The following is an 18,715-nucleotide window of genomic DNA, read 5'->3' on the forward strand; positions in this document are numbered from 1 at the left end:
CCACCTACTCCCAGTCTATGTGATAATGATTATCAGTGTCAACTCGATCCGGGCAACTTTCTTGCAAAAAAAAGAACCGCCCCCGCCGGAAAGCCCGTCTCGTCGATACGGCGAGAGGAATTCCCCGGCAGGGACAGCTTGGTTCGTCTTTCGGTCTAGTGAGTCGGCATCGGCATAAACAAGAGATTGATAGGCAGCATGCTGCCGTTCGCCGGCGTAAACGTAATCGACACCGATTCGGCCGTATCTCCCGTCTTGTACAGCATGCCCAACTCGTTCGTGTTGCGGAGAATGCTCGTGTTCGTCGTGTAGACGACTTGGCCGTTCACCGTGAACGCCCCCGCATAGTGGCCTCCGCGCGGACTGAGCACGATCGCCGTATGCGGCTGGACGTTGTTCAGCTGAATCGTGTACAGCACGCCGTAGTTGCCAGCATTCAGCACGGGATTGCCGATCGTCTTGTCGATGCCCGAGATTCTCGTATCGATGACATTGTCGGCGAGCACCATGCGGCTCTTCACATCGCCGACCATCTGGTTCACGTACATAATGCGGTTGGCATTGTCGAACGTGCCGCGAACGTGCTGGCCATCGCTTGCCAGAATGCTCAGGCTCGGCAGCGCGCTTATGACGTCGCGTTCAGCATCCACAACCACGACTTTGAAATCCAAAGCAGTGCTCATCCACACATCCGCGAACATCGAGTATACATCGCCCGGCTTAACCGGTTTATCGCTGTACTCTTGGAAAATCATCCGGCTTTCTCCCGCAGGAATTTGCACATAAGAGTATTGCGGCGCAAGCAGCGATTCGAGGAATCTTCCCGTCACCGCGCGTCCTACCGTCGATACGATCGGATTAGGGCCGGCCATGCCTTTGGCTCCCATTCGCACCGTTGCCGACTCCGCATTGTTATTCGTCAGAATCACATAGATTTTAACCGGCTTGGAGCGGCCATTCTGATTGTGAAGCAGGAAGCGAACGTCGCCGGATACGATGTCTTCGTAATAAATGCCTTCCTCCCGGATCGTCTCCGGGCTGTTGGCGCGGATCAACGTCTGCTCGCGGTCGTTGATGTTGTAGCTCATCGTCGGCCACTGGAGCACCGAGGAGCCGTTCATCTCGAACTTCTCTCCGACCTCCGTGTACAGGAGATCGAACTCTTCCTTCGTGTACAGCGTCTCGTCGAGAATCGTAATCGTCTTGGTCACTTCGTCCGTCTCGCCGAGCGCGTCCGTTACTTTCAGCGTAACGGTCTGCTCGCCCGGCTCGAAAAATCCGCGCTGCGCGTTCGTCCAGACGCGGCTGGCGATCCGATTCTCGTCATCGGTGCTGTAGTCGGTGTAAGTAATGAATTCGCCCATCTTGTACGTAGACTTATCGGTCGTAAAGCTCGCTACCGGAGGCTGGTTGGCCGGCTTGACCGTCACGGTTACCGAATAGGGCTCGCTCCATCTGCCGGATACGTCCTTGACCCAGAGGGTCACGACGTAGCTTCCCGGCTGATCGAACACTTCATTGTTGTTCTCCCAGCGCTCTTCGACAATCGCCAGGCCGCTGGGATGATAGGATTCGTTGACGTAATGAACTTGCGTCTGCTGGGCGTATGGATTCAGATCCGATACGGAGAACCTGGCGATTGGCGCGTTGGACCACGTCAATTCGATCTGCTGCGTCTCGGGCAGAGTTTTCATCGTCAGGCCGAAGCTTTGAGCGGCTATCCGAACGGGCAGCATCAGCGTTCCCTTCAACACGTAAGGAGCGCCCGTCATGCTCTTCGACGCGCCGTTAAGCGTGTAGGCCGACTTGTTCGCGGCAAGCTGCAGCACGTTGTCGCCGCTGGTCAGCGTATACTTCTTGCTCTTGGAATCGTAAGCGATCGTGCCGTAGATTTCATTCATGAACGTTCTTGCCGCAACGTAGGTTACGCCTTTGACCTGGGTCAGAGGCTGCGGGGCCTTGACGGAAACGTCGTTGTGCCGCATTTCGTTGGAATCCCGGACGAGAACAAGTCTTTCCAGGCCGCCCGCGTTTTCTTCGGCATAGGCCGGCCGGGGCATTTGAAACGATAACAACATGAGTGCCGAAAGCAATATTAGCGCAAAACTCTTCTTCATACTCTGCTCCTTCTAGTCTAGTTGGGTAACCACTCCCGTTTATCGGATCATATGATATAACGCCAAAAACGGATAAAGGTTGCTGGATTTCGCGAAAAAATATACGGAACCGCGCTCCTAAATTTGGGAAAGGTAAACAAAGCCGAAAAATCCGTCCGGGAAAGAACGTTTTTCCAATGCTTCGGCGCCGAACAGGCCCGCTACGCCAACCCGTTTTTGCGCATACGGACATGCAAAATCCCCGCATCCAGGAACGGTTCGCTTGAGATGAGCTCGTAGCCCAGCCTGCGGTAGAACGCTTCGGCGGAGCACTGCGCGTCGAGAATGACGGCGCGATAGCCTTCCCGCTTCGCCTCTTCCTCCATCGCCCGCAGCAGGAACGTTCCGACGCCCGCGCCGCGCCAAGGCTTAAGCACGGCGAACCGCTGCAGCTTGGCGACCCCCGGCTCGTAAGTCCGATACCTGCCTGCGGCAATCGTCGCGCTGTCGGATTGGACGATATAATGCCGGCAAGCCGACGGAGACGCGTCATGCTCGTCCACCTCGATATCCGCCGGCACGCCCTGCTCCTTCACGAACACTTCCATACGGACCGCAAGCGCTTCCCGCAGCTGCTCCTCCGTTTCCACGCGTATCCATTCCATCGTATCCCTCTCCCCCCGACAAACCGTCGTCCCTTCGGGCATTTGGCGCCTTCCGGCGTTTTGCCCGCATTTCTACAGCATAACCGAGCCTGTCGCAATGATCAACGGCAACGACCGTTCCATTATTTGCATACGATGCCAATTCCGCGCTCATACTAACCGGTACAGGTGAAGGGAGTTTTCGTCATGCCCCGGATTAAAATCGGCACTTTCCAGGCGATGCTGATGTTCAGCCTGGCGATCGGAATTACGAACCACGTCATCATCGTGCCGCTCATCCTGCAAACCGCCTTTCGGGACTCTTGGATTAGCGCGCTTCTGGCCTTACCGGCGGTCGTGGTCTGGACAATCGTCGTCCATTGGGTCATGAAGCTTACCGGGCAGCAATCGCTGTTCCATTGGTTCAAAGCCCATTACAATTCCGTTATCGCCTGGCTTGTCGTCCTTCCTCTCGTCCTGCTGTGCATGATGATTTTGTTCGTCACCATAAGAGATACAACGATCTGGACAAAGGTTACGTATCTGCAGAAGACGCCTTACCCCGTCACCGTCGTTCTGTTTGTCTTCTCCGGCATGGCCGCGGCGGCCGCCGGACTGCGCACGACCGCAATCGCGGCGGGCATCCTGCTGCCGGCGGTCGTCGCCTTCGGCCTGTTCGTCATGAGCGTTAACTTCCAATTCAAGGATTACAGCTATCTGCTGCCGATGCTGACCCATAACGCCGCGGAAATCGCGCGCGGAACACAGTACACGCTGAGCGGCCTGGTCGAGTTTATTTTGCTGATCGGCCTGCAGCACCACCTCAGCAGAAGGTTCAAACTGAGCGCGTTTCTCGTTCTGACCTTGGCCGTAACCGGCCTGGTGTTCGGGCCCCTGATCGCCGCGATCACGATATTCGGTCCCTTCGAAGCCGCGGATCAGCGCTATCCGGCTTTCGAGCAGTGGCGAATGGTCATGATCGGCAAGTTTATCTCTCACCTGGACTTTCTGTCTATCTACCAATGGCTGTCCGGCTCCTTGATTCGGGTCGCGCTCGCCTACTATCTTTTATTCGATCTGCTGCAGCTTACGCGCAGCAAATTCAAGCTGCCGCTCATGGCGCTGTCCGGCGTCGCGCTCGTGGCCGTCTCCTCGGATGCGAGAATCAGCGATTCGGTCTTCTTGCGTTTTATCGGCCAATATTATTTTCCGAACGTGATGCTGATCTTCTACGCCTTTCCGTTTCTCCTGCTGCTGCTCATTATTCCGAAACGGAGGAAAGCCCATGGAACCGAAACATCCGCCGCGCGGAATCTCGCATGAGGACCTCAGCTCCGGCGAACGTCCCGAACACGCGAAGCTTCGTCCGAACGAGCTGAACCGCGAAGCGCTGAAGGAGCTGTTCGCAGCTTCGGGCGACGTGAACCTTCATCTGTTCTATGATCAAGACGACGCTCCGTCCGGCCCGAATCCTCTGCTGATCTACTGCGACGGCATGATCGATTCCGCGCAGCTCAACGACTTTATGTTCCGCGAGCTCCCTTGCCTGCTGGCGGGCGATTCCGATCAAGGCAAGGCATCGAATGCAAAGCTGCCCTTGCGCCCGCGCAACCTGCACCGGATTGAAGGACGCGATGCGGTCGATAACCTGATTCAACAAGTATTTTCCGGCAATCTCGCGCTTTTCTTCGAAGAAACCCAAGAGATCCACGTCATCCACATGGCCGCTCCGCCCCAGCGCGGGACGGACGAATCCAATACCGAAATTTCGATCAAAGGACCGCGAGACGGCTTTACCGAAGCGATCGAGACGAATATCGCTCTCGTCCGCAAACGGTTGAAGTCGCCGACCATGGGCGTGAATTACTTCCATATCGGCGCGCGCAGCGTCACCTCCGTCGCCCTTCTCTATATGACGGACATTACGAATGCGGATTTGCTGGACGAAGCGCGAAGACGGCTTTCCAAAATCGAAATCGACGGCGTCCTGTCCAGCCAACTGTTCGAGGAAGCGTTGGCGGATTCCTCCTATTCGCTGTTCCCGCTTATCGAATACATGGGCCGTCCGGATTACATCGCCGCCGGGCTGCTGCGGGGCCGCTTCGCGATCGTTGTTGACGGGTCGCCCATGGTGCTGATGGCTCCGTCGAACATCATGATCTTGCTTAAATCTCCCGAAGATATGCATCTTCCCTTTTATTATGTCGCGCTCGAACGGCTGCTTCGCCTCATCGGCTTGATTATAGCGATTTTCTTTCCCGGATTTTGGGTGGCGATCTCCGCCTATAATCTCGATCAGATCCCGTTCCCGCTGCTGGCCACCATCGTCGTATCCCGACTGGGACTGCCTCTGTCGGGTCCCGTGGACCTGTTTCTGATGATCGCCCTGTTCGAGCTGTTCCGGGAGGCGGGCATGCGTCTGCCGAAAGCGGTCGGGCAGACCGTCGCGGTCGTCGGTGGGCTAATCGTCGGCGAGGCCGCAATCAGCGCGGGGCTGACCAGCCCGACCACGCTTGTTGTGACTGCGATAACGGCGGTGGCGACCTTCACGCTCGTTAATCAGTCCCTGAGCGGAGCGGTTACGTGCATTCGCTTGTTCGTGCTGACCGTCAGCTGCCTCTTCGGCATGCTGGGCTTTTTCCTGTCCGTCTTTCTACTCGTCGTATACCTGTCCTCGCTGACCTCGTTCGGCATCCCGTTTCTGTCTCCGATCTCTCCGTTTCGCTTCAAGGAAGCGATGTTCGCTCTGCTGAAATTCCCTAAAAACCGGTACAAAACAAGGCCCGGCATGAACGGTCCGATCGACGGTACCCGCCAAGGAGAGAATTCGTGAAATGAAAAGATGGCTGCTGTGCGCCTGGACGATCGGCTTCTCCTGCCTGCTCGGCGGGTGCTGGGACATTAAATCGCTGCAGGACGTCAATTATTTCACCGGCATCGGCATCGATTTCAAGGACGAACGCTACGTCGTGTATATCCAGCAGCTCGATTTCTCCAGCGTCGCCAGAAGCGAAAGCGGCAAGAGCGACAAGCCGGCTGTCGTCTGGGTAGGCCAAGCGAGCGGCGCAACGTTGTCGGAGGCTATCGTCGAGCTGTACCAGACGACGCAGCAGACGGTGTTCTGGGGCCATCTCAATTCGATCGTTCTCTCGAGGAGCGCCCTGGAGCACGGAGATTTGCTTGGAGTGTTCGATTCCCTGATCCGTTATCCCGAAATTCGCTACACGCCCTGGATCTACGGTTCGGACGAAAATATGAAAGAGGTTTTCACGACCAGGCCCTTTTTTAACCTGTCGCCCATGAACTCCATTCTGTACGCGCCCGAGACGAACTACAGCCAACGGCCGATCATAGCGCCGCTGCGGCTTTCGAGCTTTATCCGGGAAGTACGGGAACCGGGCAAGACGGCGCTGCTCCCCGCCCTGTCCGTGTCCAGCCATACGTGGATGCGAAACCGCAAGCCAGACCCGAAGCTGGAGATCAACGGCGTATACGCCCTGCGGAACACCCGCTTCCTGGGTCGGCTGCCTGCCGAGCAGCTGCTCGGCATCCGTTGGCTCGACCACAGGAAGCAGGGCGCGAGGATCATTCTGACCGACGGCGGCGAACGCGTAGGGACCCTTCGGCTCACCAAGCCGAGAACGAAAGTAAGCGTCCTGCTGAAAAACGGAGAACCCGTATTTAACGTGGAGCTCGAGGCCGCCGCCGCGTTGTTGGAATTGTGGAGACCGGAATCGGAAAAGGAATTGGAGCGAATGGCCGGGGCGCAAATCGAGGAACAGATCCGGACGACCCATCGTCTCGGTCAGGAGACGCATATCGACATTCTTGATCTGGAGCATCGTCTCTATCGCCGAAATTATGCGGCATGGAAACGTCTGACCTCGGACGGCCGCACGCCGCTCGCATCTCCCCGTCTCGGCGAAGTGAGGGCGACCGTCAAGCTCGCCAACAGCGGCATGTACAAGCTGAACCGGAGAATGACGGCTTATTGAGACGGAGCCGCCAAACGTTCCAGCTGCTTAAGCAGCTCTTCGCGGGGAAACTGCTCGCCGATCAGCACGAGGACATCGTGCACCGTGCCTTGCGGCGTAATCTTGAGAAAATCGCTCTCCCGGTAGGCGTATTGAAACAAAAAACGGCTGGCCGTATCCCGGAAAGTGACGACTCCTTTGCCCCGGTAGACGCTGTCCGGCAGGCTGCCGACCCATTCCTCGAAAGCGCGGCTGTCGATCGGGCCGGGCAAATAATACGTCAAAGCGTTGATGTGCTCGTGGGCGGAAGGGTCGCCGTGTGAATGGGAATGCGCATGAGGATGCGGATCATGGCCGTGGTCGCAGTCCGCAGAGCCTGTCTCGGGAGCCCCGATTCCGGTTGCGGCGAAGCTTCGGTCGCTTCCGTAGATCGAGTCGGGCTCGAGCTGCGTTCTCACCGTCGAGACAAGCCGCGCCCGCGGGTTCCAATCGGCGATCAGCGCTTCCAGTTCGGCCAGCTCGGCGGCCCCGACGAGATCGGTTTTGTTCAGCACGACGAAGCTTGCCGCGGCGATCTGCTCCCTCATCAGCTTGTAGGTTTTGCCGGCGCCGATCCGAACCCGGTCGAGCAGATGACGCGCGTCGGCTACCGCGACGACGCCCCGCAGCTCCAGCTTCTCGTACATGGACGCTTCCGTCACCGAATCCAGAACCTCGAGCGGCCGGGCGATTCCGGTCGTCTCGATCCATATGGCGTCCGGACGGTGCTCGCGGGCAAGCTTCGTCAGCTCCATGCCGAGATCCGCGCGGATCGTGCAGCAGATGCAGCCGCCCAGCAATTCCGCCATCGGCACGTCGCTGCCCAGCATAAAGCCTTCCACATTGGCGTCGCCGGCTTCGTTAAGCAGCACGGCCACCTTGCGCCCCGAAGCGCGGGCCTCGTCCAATAAGCGATTCAGCAGCGTCGTCTTGCCGCTGCCGAGAAAACCGGTCAGTACATATACGGGAACAATATGCTCCATTGCGGGTAAAGCTCCTTTGCAACTGCTAAGATAAATATCTTGAACCGCCGTACAGGCGCTGGAACTGATCTCTGGCCAGCTCTCTCATCTCATCGTCGAATCCGCGGATTTCGTCGAGCAGCTCGAGCCGATCGCCCTCATGAGTCCCCGCTTCCGTATAAAGCAGCCATTGCGCCAGATCGACGGCCGCGCGCGTGCGGTCGAAGTAATGGTGATACCACGCCGACGCGCGCTCGAGATAAGCCTGGGCGTCGAACGGATTCAATTCGATCGCCTTCGAGAACGCCGCAATCGCTTCGTCGTGCCGATCCAGCCGATTGTACAGATGGCCCAGGTTGTAGAATCCCTGCGCATCGTCCGGCACCTGCTCCGTGTAGGAGGACATATCCAGCACAGCTCCGTGCAGATCTTCCATGCGATACTGGATCAGACCTCGCAGCCAGGTCAGCCGGGGATTCGTTCCCGTCAGCTGCAGCCCCCGGTTGCAGTCGTCCAGCGCCCCGCTCCATCGTTCCGCCGCAAACCGGCAGCGCGCGCGCCGGTCGTAAATCTGCGGATTGTCCGGCTCCAGCGCCAGCGCGCGGGAATATTCGGCGTCCGCGAGCTCGTAGTTCCGCATTCCCATGTACAGCTCCGCCATCGCGTAAGCCGTCTTGCTTTCCTTTAGCAGACCGGCATCCAGCCGGATCGCGTCCTGGATATCGAGCATGGCCTCCTCGTACCTGTCTTCCATATAACGGGAATAGCTGCGGCGCATATAGCTCTCCGCCGATTGCTCCAGCGCCAGAGCCTTCGTATAAGCTTCGCCGGCGGCTCCGTACTCGGCGGCGTCGATCAAAATTTCCGCGCGCTGCTTCCAGTTCAGCGGATCGCCCGGCTCCAGCTCCGTCAGCTCCGCGTTTTCCCGAAGCGCCTCGTCTCCCCGGCCCGATTCCCGGTACGCATCGGCCAGCCAATAACGAACGACCATATGCCCGGGGAAGCGTCCTTTGGCCTCGTTCAGGAGGCGCACCATCTCCTCCATCCGCTCCTCCGACCGATACAGGGCGCTCAGCTCCATGTATCCCGGCAGCCATTTCGGATTCGCCGAGACCAGGCCGGTCAGCGCCTCCTCCGCTTCCCGCGGCCGTTCCAGCCGGCGCAGCAGCTGCCCGCAGCGCAGCCGCAGATCCGCTTCGTCCGGATAGCTTTCCAACGCCTCGCGGATCGAAGCGAGAGCCCCCGTCAGATCGCCCGCGGCTTCCCGCAGCTTCGATTCGTAATGCAGGAAGCCGTACTCCTCCTCGGCTCCCTGGATAAACGTGCCGATCGCGGCGGGGGAATACCTCGTTCGCGCCTGATAATTCGCGAGCCCTCTCCTGTCTTGCGCGCGCCATTCCCGCTGCATTCGGATCGCCCGGCTCAGCGAGCTTCGGGCGTCGTCCATCCGCTCGAGCATCTCCAGCGCCTGCGCGCGCCGGAAATAGTAATGGGGAATCGCCAGCTCTTCGTTCTCGCACGCGCTCGCGTAGCTGGCTTCCGCTTCCTCGTAACGGCCCATCTTCATATAGACGTTGCCGAGCTCGTAATGCGTGGAAGCTTTGGAATCTTCCCGTCTGCGCAGCACCTGGCGGAAATCCCGCACCGCCTGCTCGTATTCTCCCCGGTTGTTATGCGAGATCGCTCTCGTATACCAGACCATATACGATTCCGGAGCGAGCTCGATCGCCGCGTCCAGATCCGCGATCGCCTGCTCCTCCTGCCCCATTTCATTGAAAATATGGGCTCGTCTTTCATAGGCTTGCGCGTGCCGGTTCCGCTCCAACATTGCCGTCAGCAGCCCGACCGCTTGCTCGGATTTCCCGACTTCGTGAAGCAGGCCCGCGTAGTCGACGCGCTCCTCCAAGGTCATTCTGGCGGTTCCCCAGCGTTCGTGCCAGCGGATCGACTGCCGCAGCTTCTGCTGCTTTCTCCGCTTCTTGGCCATCCAGCGGGCAATGACATGCAGCATGAGCTTCGTCCTCCTTCCGGCTTGACGCAAAAGCTGCCGAGCGACTCGGCAGCTTTCTTATTCTTTGGACTCGTCGGCGGTCTCCGTGCCTTCCTCGACCGCGTATTCGAAATCGTCGATGTCGAACAGTTGAACGGGAACCGAGTTCTGGACGACTTTGTCCTGGAACTCGATCTGGTCGGTGAGAATCGGACACTGCAGCTTAAGCCCCATCAAGATGACTTCCGTCTCGATCGGGTCGAACGCCTCGCCGTACTGCATGTTCTCGGCCGCGTTTACGATGACGAGCGAGACGTTGTCGTTGATCGGCAGAGGCGGACTTTCCCGCCAAGGGGCCATCAGCGCGCGTTCGATCTTCTTTTTATTAAACGAATCTTCGAAGTAGGCAATCATCTCTCCGATCTTCGTCTTCACGTAAGCATCGTCTTCCGCTTCCGGCATGACGGGCTCCGGGCTGTCTTTCATATCGTAGAGCTCCATTACCGAAGTATAAGGTATCCTGTACTCGACAGGACGTTTCGGCAGAAGCAGTTGACCGTAAATGGCGATCATGACGGCCTCGATGACAAAACGCCGACTCATCTCTGCATTTCCCTCCCACAACTCTTACCGCGCCTCGCGCATTGTTTTACATTATATCACAAGCCTAAACGGCTGTCGCCGTTCTTTGAATGCAGGCGCGGCTGCGGTATAATATTTCATGAAGTTTTTCCTATTCCTGCCGTTAAGGGGCTGTCGGAGATGTCGATGTCTGCCTTTCACCAGTATATGCGCGCCGAACCGAAGGAATTAGAGCAAACGCATACCGAACGGATCGCGCGGGAAGGGTATTTTTCCTTTTACCGGTTTATCGAAGACTTTCGCGAAGGACTGCGAACCTATGCCGACGACGAAATTCCGCTCCTGCGCCGCAAGCTGTCCCGGGCTCGCGAGCTGTTCCCCGACCCGGAGCGGTTCAGCCCTTCCTGGAGCGCCTTATGGGACGAGTTCGACCTCATCTTCGCCGTCAAAAACGACGTATTGGCCGCCATCCCGCTTCCGGATCGGGGCGGAGAATGGCAAATTCTGCTCGACAACCCGTATTCGCACCAGCAGGTCGTCTGTTACCCCGGTCTTCCGTTCCTGGAAGCGGCTTACTTGTACGGCTATTTCCAACGGGAGCTGAAACCCAACGAACTGCTGCGGCTGCAAAAGGTTGCGGACCTTCTGTCCGTCTCCGGGAGCAAGGCCGCCTCTTTGCTTCCGGAGGCTTGAGGTTCTGCGGAACCGGATACGAACGCGAGTCTCCGGGCCGCGAGAATGGACGTGAACCCGCACGCAACGCATCCGTCGGTCCGGCTCGGCGTCGACACGAAACAAGCGTCCCTCATCGCGAGAAGGACGCTTGTTTCATGTCGTTAATGGTCGCGGGCCGCGCCGACGCCCAGCGCGCCGTCCCGATAATGGACGACCCGTCCCGCATCGTTGCGCAGCTTCACGTTGGCCATTTTCGCCTCATGCTCGGTCAACCGCACCGCCTCCCAAGCTTCGGGATTTCCGGCCTCGTCCTCCGGCGGAACTCCGGCCTGCGCCAGCGCCTCCGCGACAGCTTCGGCCACAGGCTCGTCGTCCCACTGTACGATCCCGTAATAATCCAGCTTGTAGCCGTTCCTCTGCCAACCGGCCAGCAGCGTTCCCGTCTCCGCATGACGAAGCGCGTACGGCATGCTCCCCGCCTCCTTCGTCCGCTCAGAGATACGGATTTTCGTGCTTCGCCTTCAGCGCGTTCCAGCGCCGTTCGATCTCGCCCTCGAATTCCCGCAGCGTCTCCGCGTACTCCGGCTTGTTCAGATGTCTCGTCTTGCCCATCATTTTCAGCCAATCGCCGACCGGAATCCGCTTCCCCTTCTCTTCGGGATTGTAGGTAATCGCCGTAATGCCGCGTTCGACCTCGTAGAGCGGGAAGAAGCAGCTGTTGACCGCATAATCGATAATGTCGGAGCCGTCCTTGTCCTCGGACAGCCAGTTGAGCGGACAGGTGATCAGGATTTTGCCGTATACGAGACCGACGTTCTGCGCGTACCACTGCGCCTTGGCCCCTTTGCGCACGAGATCCTGCGGATTCGCTTCGCTGCCGGTGAAGACGTAAGGAATGTTCGTGGCGGCCATGATTTGCGCGGTGTCCTTATGGTGGAACACTTTGCCGCCCTGGAACTTGCCGACGTTGGACGTCGAGGTCCGGTGCCCCATCGGCGTCGAATACGAGAGCTGCGCGCCCGTGTTCATATAGCCTTCGTTGTCGTATTCGAGGATGATCATTTTATGATTGCGAAGCGCGGCCCCGATTGCCGGACCCATGCCGATGTCCATGCCGCCGTCTCCCGTGATCATGACGAACGTAAAATCGTCCTTGAGCCCGTATTGATCGAGCTCGCCCCGGCGCTTGCGCTCGTGGAACATCTCGACGACGCCGGACAGCGTGGCCGCCCCGTTCTGGAACAAGTTATGAATGTACGTCGCCTTATGGGCCGAATACGGATATCCCGTCGTAACGACCATCGCGCAGCCGGTATGGAACAGCGCGACGATATCGCCTTCGATGCCTTTGAAGAACAGCTCGAGCCCCGAGAAAATGCCGCATCCCGGACAAGCGCCGTGCCCCGGAGCGATCCGCTTCGGCTTCTTCGTCAAGGAACGCAGAGGCGGAATGCGCACGTTGATCTTGCCGGTCTCCTCGTTCGGGGTCACGGTAATGAGCCCCGTCTTCAGATCCTCGTACTTCATCGGCTCCAGCACGCGTTTCGGCGCTTTCGCCGGATCACCCGGAGTCGCGCCGTGGTAGTCGAACGGCTTCTCCACATATCCTTTGTTCATCGCGTCGATGGCGAATTCGAACAGCGCCAGACCGTCCTCGGCGTAGAAATCCTTGCCCCCGAGGCCGTAGATCCGGCTGATGACAAGCGTGGAGGAATTGCCGTACTGCTGAAGCGCGGCGCGGACCTCCATCACCATGTTGCCGCCGTGGCCGCCGTAAGAGTCGGCGCGATCGCCGACCGTGACCGCCTTGACGTGCCTGAGCGCCTCCGCGATCCGCTTCGCCGGGAACGGACGGATGATGTTCGGCGAGATCGCGCCGGCCTTGATGCCTTTTCCGCGGAGCTGGTCGACGACGTCCTTGATGATCTCCGCCGACGAATTGAGCAGGAAGACGGCGACGTCGGCGTCCTCCATCCGGTACAGCTCCAATATCGGATACTCGCGGCCGGTCAGCTCGGCGTATTCCTTCTGGATGCGCTCGAAAACCTCCTCGGCCCGATACATCGCCATGCTCTGCTGGTAGCAGTTATTGATGTAATCCGGTTCGTTCATATACGGTCCGACCGTAATCGGATTGTTCCGGTCCAGCACGTGCTGGAAGCCTTCCGGCGGATGCTCGCCGACGAACTTCTGCACGTCCTCGCGGTGCGTGAACGTCATGACCCGGCGCTTCTGGTGGCTCGTGAAATAACCGTCCGAAGCGACGATGACCGGCAGGCGGACCTCCGGATCTTCCGCCAGCCTGAGCGCGATAATGTTCATATCGTAGACGGCTTGCGGATCGCGGCACAGCACGATCGGCCAGCCCGTGTTCAGCGCGAAATACAAATCCGAGTGGTCGCCGTGAATGTCCAGCGGCCCGGAGACCGAACGGCACACGAGATTGAGCACCATCGGGAATCGCGTGCCCGACTGCACCGGCATCTGCTCCAGCATGTAGAGATAACCGTTGGCCGACGTGGCGTTGAACACCCGGCCGCCCGCGGCCGAAGCGCCGTAGCATACCCCTGCCGAGCCGTGCTCCCCGTCCGCGGGAATGAGCACGATATCGTGCTGTCCGTTCGCTTTCATCAAGTCGAGAAATTGCGCGACCTCCGTAGACGGAGAGATCGGAAAATAACCCATAATATGATAGTTGATCTGGTGTGCGGCGTATGCGGCCATCTCGTTGCCTGATTCGTAGACGATCCTCTGCTCCACGGTTCCTTGCTTGACCGTTTCTTGGCGAATGTCGATCGACATTTTCAGACTCCACCTTTCCTATCGGGTTCTTGTTGAAGGATCACAAGGCGCTTTCTCTTTTACATAGCCAAATGAAACTTGTGGGCGACTCGGTGTCCATCCGCGTAGCCGTCCTCCTCCAGCTCGGAGGAGAGCGCGTCCGTCGGACAGGCCTGCACGCATTTCAGGCAGCCTTTGCAGTACTGGTAATCGATGCCCTGCAGGAACATCTGCGGACGCCCCTTCTTGTCGGGTTGCTCCTCCCAGACGAAGCAGAAGTCGGGGCAGACGTTGTCGCATGCCGCGCAATGAATGCATTTGTCGTCGGCGAAATGCGGCATTTTGCCCGCGCGGGAGATGCTCAAGTCCTTCAGAATGCTGTTGCCGGGATTCGTAATCACGCCGCCGATCGGCTGCGTCTCGTAGCCGAGCACCGGCGTGTCCATGCGGACGAAGTCGGGCATCCGTTCCCCCGCCTCCAGACCGAACGTCTGAAAGCTCATTTCGTCGTACCCCCGCTGGAACGTGTTTAACGCGGGCTGCACGGCGGCGGGATATTTTTTTTCCAGAGACTTGCGAATGACCCCCTTCATGAATTCCGCATCGAGAAACTCGCACAGCCGGAACAATCCGCCGAGCATTGCCATGTTGACGCGGTTGTTCTCCTGCAAAGAGATGCCGGTGGCGTCCACAACCGCGATAATGCCGGCCTTCAGCTTAAGCTGGCTCTTGAGCTGCTCGGGCGACTTCTTGGAGTTGACCAGCACGATGCTGTCCTCGTGCATGCCCGATACGACGTTGATCGTCTTCGAGAGGTTCTCGTGAAACACTCCGATCACATGCGGACGTTCCACCGGAGACGTATCCCGAATGCGCGTGTTGATGTCGCAAAACCGGATGTGGGCCTTGACCGCCGATCCTTTCTTCTCCGATCCGTAAGAGCTGAAGCTGACGCCGTTGAGTCCGACGCCCATCACCCCGGCTTCCGCCAGCATTTTGCCGGCCAGGTTGGCGCCCAGCCCGCCGATCGACTCCAATCGAATTTCAAAAAAACCGAGCTCGTTGACCTTAGGCAGTGTCACCATGTTTTTCTGCAATCCCCTTTCGCGTGAGGTGAAGGAACATTCAGAAAATTTAAAATATACAAATATTAATTATTTCGCCTTTAAAATCCGAATTCCTCCTTTCGATGCGATAAAGCGTCAAACAAAGCCAACTTTGTTCGTCAGGCCGACAGCTCCTTCTGCAGCAGCTGTAGCTCCCTCCAGCCGATAAAGCGAATCCGTTCCTCGGCCGTGATCCTCCGGACGTCCTCGTCGAGCCAGAACCGCCGCTCCATCTCCCTCTTGGCCGGTTGGCCGTGGAACGCGGTCAATTCGGGCGCGGATTTGGCGGGATGCGCGATCCATTCCGTCACGCCGGGCAGCAGTCCGCGCAGCAAGGCGATGCCCTCCCGTTTGACGGCTTCGTAGGTATCCCCTTCGTTCAGTCCGTATTCCGGACCGACAATGTAGTCGGGCAGCACAATCCCCCGATCGTCCGCCTGACGAACCCTTCGTTTCGCCCGCTCTTGCAGCTCCGCGGGAATCGTCCGCCCTCCGACGGGAATCAGGGTGCGGGGCAGCCGGAAAGGCAGCCCGTATTTCGCGCAAATGTCGAAGACGACCGAGAGCAGATCCTTCCCGGAATACAATCCGTACAGACTTGCCATATGGTTGTCGGCGTGCGTCGGCGACAGGCCCGATGCGATGGCCGCTTCCGTCTGCGCAATCAGCTCGCAGCGTACCTCCTCGGGGTCGGCCGTGCGCTCGATTTCCGCGACCGTTCCGGGGAACCAGCCTCCGCGCGCCGCAAGCGTGATCATCGGCCGGGTCCGGCATACCGGTCCCCACTTGTAGCCCGGCCACTCGCTCGTAAGCGTCCAGTGAACGCCGACGTCCGCGTTCGGGACGGTTCCCAGCACCCGGGCGATCGCGTCCGCGGACCAGGAGCAGCACATCATCACCGTAGCCGAGCAGACCGCCCCGGATGCCAGCAGCTCGACGATCGTCTCGTTGACGCTGCCGCACAGCCCAAAATCGTCCGCGTTAACGATCAGCAACTTTTCCTCTTTCCCGTACCCTAACCGCTGAGCCGTGTTCACCTTCCATCCCCTCCCTCCTCTCCATTATATGTTCGCGCCCCGCACTCATTGCTTACAGTTGTCTCGTGTCCCATTCCAACATCCTCCCCGGCCGCTTTATGCGCATTTCCGGAGTTTATTGAGCGTTTCGAGGCAGGTGATGTCTTGGGGTTGGCAACGTCTTAAGTTGGATAAGGGTCTGGCATCGTCTTGGGTTTGGTAACTTCATGGGTTTGGCGGCATCTTGGGTCCGGCGGAGTTTTTCGGGAGGTATTAACTGGTTGTGTGTTGAGTATGTTGAGTATCTTGGAGCACGCAGGAGGCTTTTTAGAGAGGGAATAGCAGGTTTCTTCGAGCATCTTAAGCTACTTGAGAGCTTTTTGGAGGGGGAATAGCAGGTTTCTTCGAGCATCTTAAGCTATTTGGGAGCTTTTTGGAGGGGGAATAGCAGGTTTCTTCGAGCATCTTAAGCTACTTGGGAGCTTTTTGGAGGGGGAATAGCAGGTTTCTTCGAGCATCTAATGTGTATTATTTGGGAGACTAGCGAGCAAGGTGCCCAGTAGGAGCGATAGAACCGTTTCGTGTATCTATGAACCATTCGTCACCATCTTCACCAGCAATAGATCCGTCCCGCGAGCTTATCCATCGCACACAGCCGTCTTCACCAACAATAGGTCCGTCTCGCGAGCTTATCCATCGTCCACAGCCATTTTTACCAGCAATAGGTCCGTCCCACGTGCTTATCCATCGCCACAGCCATCTTCGCCAGCGATAGGTCCGTCCCGCGAGCTTAATACCCTCCCTTTCACGATCAGGGCGTCGCTAAGGGCAAAGCGAGCCAATATTAGCCCTGGTCCATCTGCATCCAGCTCTCATGAGCAAACAGCACCCAGCCCTCACGGACCGCCGCTTTGGCTCTCCAGCCGGTTGAGTCGCTTGGTCAATGTGGTCGTCCAGCTCTCGGACAAGGCATCCACCGCGAGCAATCGGCGTATGCCTGCCGCGTCGTCGCGGTCCCGGTGCATAACGCGGTTGGCCTCGGTTACCGTGACGCCGTCGAAGTGGGGCTGCAGCAGCGACAGCTCGTCTCCCGCCCGCACTTCTCCGGTCTCCAGCACGCGAAAATAAAAACCGGTCGCACCGCTGTTCGTGACGAGCAGCGGCAGCTCGTCCAAGCCCCACTTCATGGCAAGCTTCCAGCAGGGCTGCCGGGGTTGGCTTACTTGCACGACTGCCGAGCCGACGCGAAAAATATCGCCGATACGCACCTCTTGCTCGCCGATTCGTTCGACAGTAAAGTTTTCTCCGAAGGCCCCGTAATCGAGCGAACGCCTCAGCACCTCTTCCCAATGCCGATAATGGTCGAAGCTATACACGCATATCGCCTTGTCGGGCCCCCCGTGATTCTCCAGATCGGCTTGTTCGTCCCCTTCGAATCCGAGCCTGGTCAGCCGCAGCGTCTGCTGGACAGAGGTCTTCATTATACCGGACTTCGCTTCTTTGCCTTTATAGATGGAGGTTTGGACTTTGCCAATATTAAGCGACAGCAACGGATAAACCGCCACAGCAGCATGACCGCTCGTCATCGATCTGCTCCTCTCTTTCCGGAAGAACGTCACACGTGAATAACCTCCGGCCGCATACGCCACGATAACTCATGTACCACCATACGATGCACGAACGAAAGGCGGGAACGGCATGACCACTTCCAAACGTCGTCGGGAAAGCAACTGGAAAAGCCGCAAGCAAAACCAGCATCCCCACGGCAAAATCTCTTCGCTTCACAAGCTGTCCGGCGCAGCGGACACCGACAGCAAGGACGATCCGTCGACGTAATCGAACCATGCGAACATTCAGAGCCAACCTGCAACCACGAACAACAGACGGCAAAATTGATCCATCGACGTAAGCGGACCATGCGAACAGCCCGAGCCGATCTGCGACCACGGGACAACAGCCAGCAGAACGATCCGTCGACGCAACCGAGCAACCCTACGAACAGCCGTTGCCGCCCTACGACCGAGGGTCTGGGGTGCACGACGGCTGCGGCTTTCTATTGCTACGTCAGCCGCATCTTCTCGGCCGCCGTCAAACGGCGGCCTCTTGCCGTCATGACCAGCCGGCCGTCCTGCATGCCCCAGATCTCGTCGGCGAATTTCTCCGCCAGCTCCACCCGGTGCAAGGCGGCGACAATCGTCGTTCCCTTCTCCTTGCAGAGTTTCTTAAGCGTAGCCATCATCTCCTCGGACGTATGAGGGTCCAGCCCGGAGACGGGCTCGTCCGCCAGCACGAGGCGCGCGCCGTGCACGAGCGCCCGCGCGATCGCGATCCGCTGCCGTTCACCCCCGCTCATCCGCTCCACGATCTGCTTCGACCGCTCCATCAGGCCGACATGCTCCAGCATGTCCATTGCGCCCATATAGTCGTCGCTGCGAACCATGCCGGTAATTCTGCGCCATATCGGCGTCTGCTCGGACGCGCCGATCAGCACGTTTTTGAGCGCCGTCTTTTTCTCGTACAAAATCGGCTTCTGCTCCAAATAAGCAATCTGCCGTTTAAATCGCATCCTCGCGAGGAAGCTGGCTTCCATCAAATCCGTTCCGTCTATTTTATATTCCCCTGAAGTCCAAACTTCCTTTAGCGCAAGCGCTCTCAGCAGCGCCGATTTGCCGCTGCCGCTCGAGCCGACGACGGCGATGAACGTCCCGGGCTCCAGCCGCGCGTCCACATCTTTAAGTATCGTTTTTCCATCGGGTATCGTGCGAGTCAATCCAGAAATTACGATCATGGCTGTCCTGTCCCTTCAATCCTTGATTCATCTAGTGTACGGTATAATCCCATCCCTTGCCA

General features: G+C 58.4%; 16 protein-coding genes. 5 read left to right on the top strand and 11 right to left on the bottom strand.

Annotated features, from left to right (window positions below):
* Positions 1-155: 155 nt before the first annotated feature.
* Both ACFFT4_RS08775 and ACFFT4_RS08780 read right to left on the bottom strand, forming a co-directional pair.
* Complete coding sequence (locus ACFFT4_RS08775) at positions 156-1,985, bottom strand: copper amine oxidase N-terminal domain-containing protein (RefSeq protein WP_378046824.1); 1,830 nt, start codon at positions 1,983-1,985, stop codon at positions 156-158.
* Positions 1,986-2,317: 332 nt separating this feature from the next.
* Positions 2,318-2,761, bottom strand: a complete 444-nt coding sequence (locus ACFFT4_RS08780) for a GNAT family N-acetyltransferase (RefSeq protein ID WP_378046826.1) — start codon at positions 2,759-2,761, stop codon at positions 2,318-2,320.
* Between the two features lie 186 nt (positions 2,762-2,947).
* On the opposite strand from ACFFT4_RS08780, the gene ACFFT4_RS08785 reads away from it, so the two are divergent.
* The 3 genes from ACFFT4_RS08785 to ACFFT4_RS08795 are packed head-to-tail and all read left to right on the top strand — an operon-like array spanning position 2,948 to position 6,735.
* Complete coding sequence (locus tag ACFFT4_RS08785) at positions 2,948-4,063, top strand: endospore germination permease (protein WP_378046828.1); 1,116 nt, start codon at positions 2,948-2,950, stop codon at positions 4,061-4,063.
* A complete protein-coding gene (locus ACFFT4_RS08790) occupies positions 4,026-5,573 on the top strand; it encodes a spore germination protein (RefSeq protein WP_378046830.1) in 1,548 nt (515 codons plus the stop codon). Before ACFFT4_RS08785 ends, ACFFT4_RS08790 begins: the two co-directional genes overlap by 38 nt.
* Before the next feature lies 1 nt (position 5,574).
* Positions 5,575-6,735, top strand: a complete 1,161-nt coding sequence (locus tag ACFFT4_RS08795) for a Ger(x)C family spore germination protein (protein ID WP_378046832.1) — start codon at positions 5,575-5,577, stop codon at positions 6,733-6,735.
* On the opposite strand, the gene ACFFT4_RS08800 is transcribed toward ACFFT4_RS08795, so the two are convergent.
* From ACFFT4_RS08800 to ACFFT4_RS08810, 3 genes are read right to left on the bottom strand one after another with little or no spacing between them, the layout of a single operon-like run.
* On the bottom strand, positions 6,729-7,736 hold the full coding sequence (locus tag ACFFT4_RS08800) for a CobW family GTP-binding protein (protein ID WP_378046834.1): 1,008 nt from the start codon (positions 7,734-7,736) through the stop codon (positions 6,729-6,731). The genes ACFFT4_RS08795 and ACFFT4_RS08800 overlap by 7 nt on opposite strands.
* Before the next feature lie 25 nt (positions 7,737-7,761).
* Positions 7,762-9,726 carry a tetratricopeptide repeat protein gene (locus ACFFT4_RS08805; RefSeq protein WP_378046836.1) on the bottom strand — a complete coding sequence of 655 codons (1,965 nt, stop codon included), beginning with the start codon at positions 9,724-9,726 and terminating at the stop codon, positions 7,762-7,764.
* 57 nt (positions 9,727-9,783) lie between these two features.
* Positions 9,784-10,308 (bottom strand): ADP-heptose synthase, encoded by a 525-nt coding sequence (locus ACFFT4_RS08810; RefSeq protein WP_378046838.1) that lies wholly within the window; start codon positions 10,306-10,308, stop codon positions 9,784-9,786.
* Positions 10,309-10,467: 159 nt separating this feature from the next.
* Between ACFFT4_RS08810 and ACFFT4_RS08815 the strand changes: the two genes are divergently transcribed.
* Positions 10,468-10,980 carry a hypothetical protein gene (locus tag ACFFT4_RS08815; protein ID WP_378046840.1) on the top strand — a complete coding sequence of 171 codons (513 nt, stop codon included), beginning with the start codon at positions 10,468-10,470 and terminating at the stop codon, positions 10,978-10,980.
* A 143-nt stretch (positions 10,981-11,123) separates the two neighbouring features.
* Here the strand turns inward: ACFFT4_RS08815 and ACFFT4_RS08820 are convergent, their stop codons facing one another.
* The 5 genes from ACFFT4_RS08820 to ACFFT4_RS08840 form a co-directional block, all read right to left on the bottom strand.
* Positions 11,124-11,432, bottom strand: coding sequence for a hypothetical protein (locus ACFFT4_RS08820; protein ID WP_378046842.1), 309 nt, complete (start codon positions 11,430-11,432; stop codon positions 11,124-11,126).
* Positions 11,433-11,454: 22 nt separating this feature from the next.
* Positions 11,455-13,764: a thiamine pyrophosphate-dependent enzyme gene (locus tag ACFFT4_RS08825; RefSeq protein WP_378046844.1), complete on the bottom strand. Its 2,310-nt coding sequence runs from the start codon at positions 13,762-13,764 to the stop codon at positions 11,455-11,457.
* Between the two features lie 59 nt (positions 13,765-13,823).
* Positions 13,824-14,828 (bottom strand): 2-oxoacid:acceptor oxidoreductase family protein, encoded by a 1,005-nt coding sequence (locus ACFFT4_RS08830; protein WP_378046846.1) that lies wholly within the window; start codon positions 14,826-14,828, stop codon positions 13,824-13,826.
* A gap of 140 nt (positions 14,829-14,968) precedes the next feature.
* A complete protein-coding gene (locus ACFFT4_RS08835; RefSeq protein ID WP_378046848.1) occupies positions 14,969-15,886 on the bottom strand; it encodes a polysaccharide deacetylase family protein in 918 nt (305 codons plus the stop codon).
* A gap of 875 nt (positions 15,887-16,761) precedes the next feature.
* On the bottom strand, positions 16,762-17,451 hold the full coding sequence (locus ACFFT4_RS08840; RefSeq protein ID WP_378046850.1) for an MOSC domain-containing protein: 690 nt from the start codon (positions 17,449-17,451) through the stop codon (positions 16,762-16,764).
* A gap of 112 nt (positions 17,452-17,563) precedes the next feature.
* Here ACFFT4_RS08840 and ACFFT4_RS08845 point away from each other — a divergent pair, with 112 nt between their 5' ends.
* Positions 17,564-17,701: a DUF6254 family protein gene (locus ACFFT4_RS08845; protein ID WP_378046851.1), complete on the top strand. Its 138-nt coding sequence runs from the start codon at positions 17,564-17,566 to the stop codon at positions 17,699-17,701.
* Between the two features lie 223 nt (positions 17,702-17,924).
* Here the strand turns inward: ACFFT4_RS08845 and ACFFT4_RS08850 are convergent, their stop codons facing one another.
* Positions 17,925-18,653 carry a phosphonate ABC transporter ATP-binding protein gene (locus ACFFT4_RS08850; RefSeq protein ID WP_378046853.1) on the bottom strand — a complete coding sequence of 243 codons (729 nt, stop codon included), beginning with the start codon at positions 18,651-18,653 and terminating at the stop codon, positions 17,925-17,927.
* Between the last annotated feature and the right edge of the window lie 62 nt (positions 18,654-18,715).

Source organism: Cohnella cellulosilytica, assembly GCF_042431195.1.
Taxonomy (GTDB): domain Bacteria; phylum Bacillota; class Bacilli; order Paenibacillales; family Paenibacillaceae; genus Cohnella; species Cohnella cellulosilytica.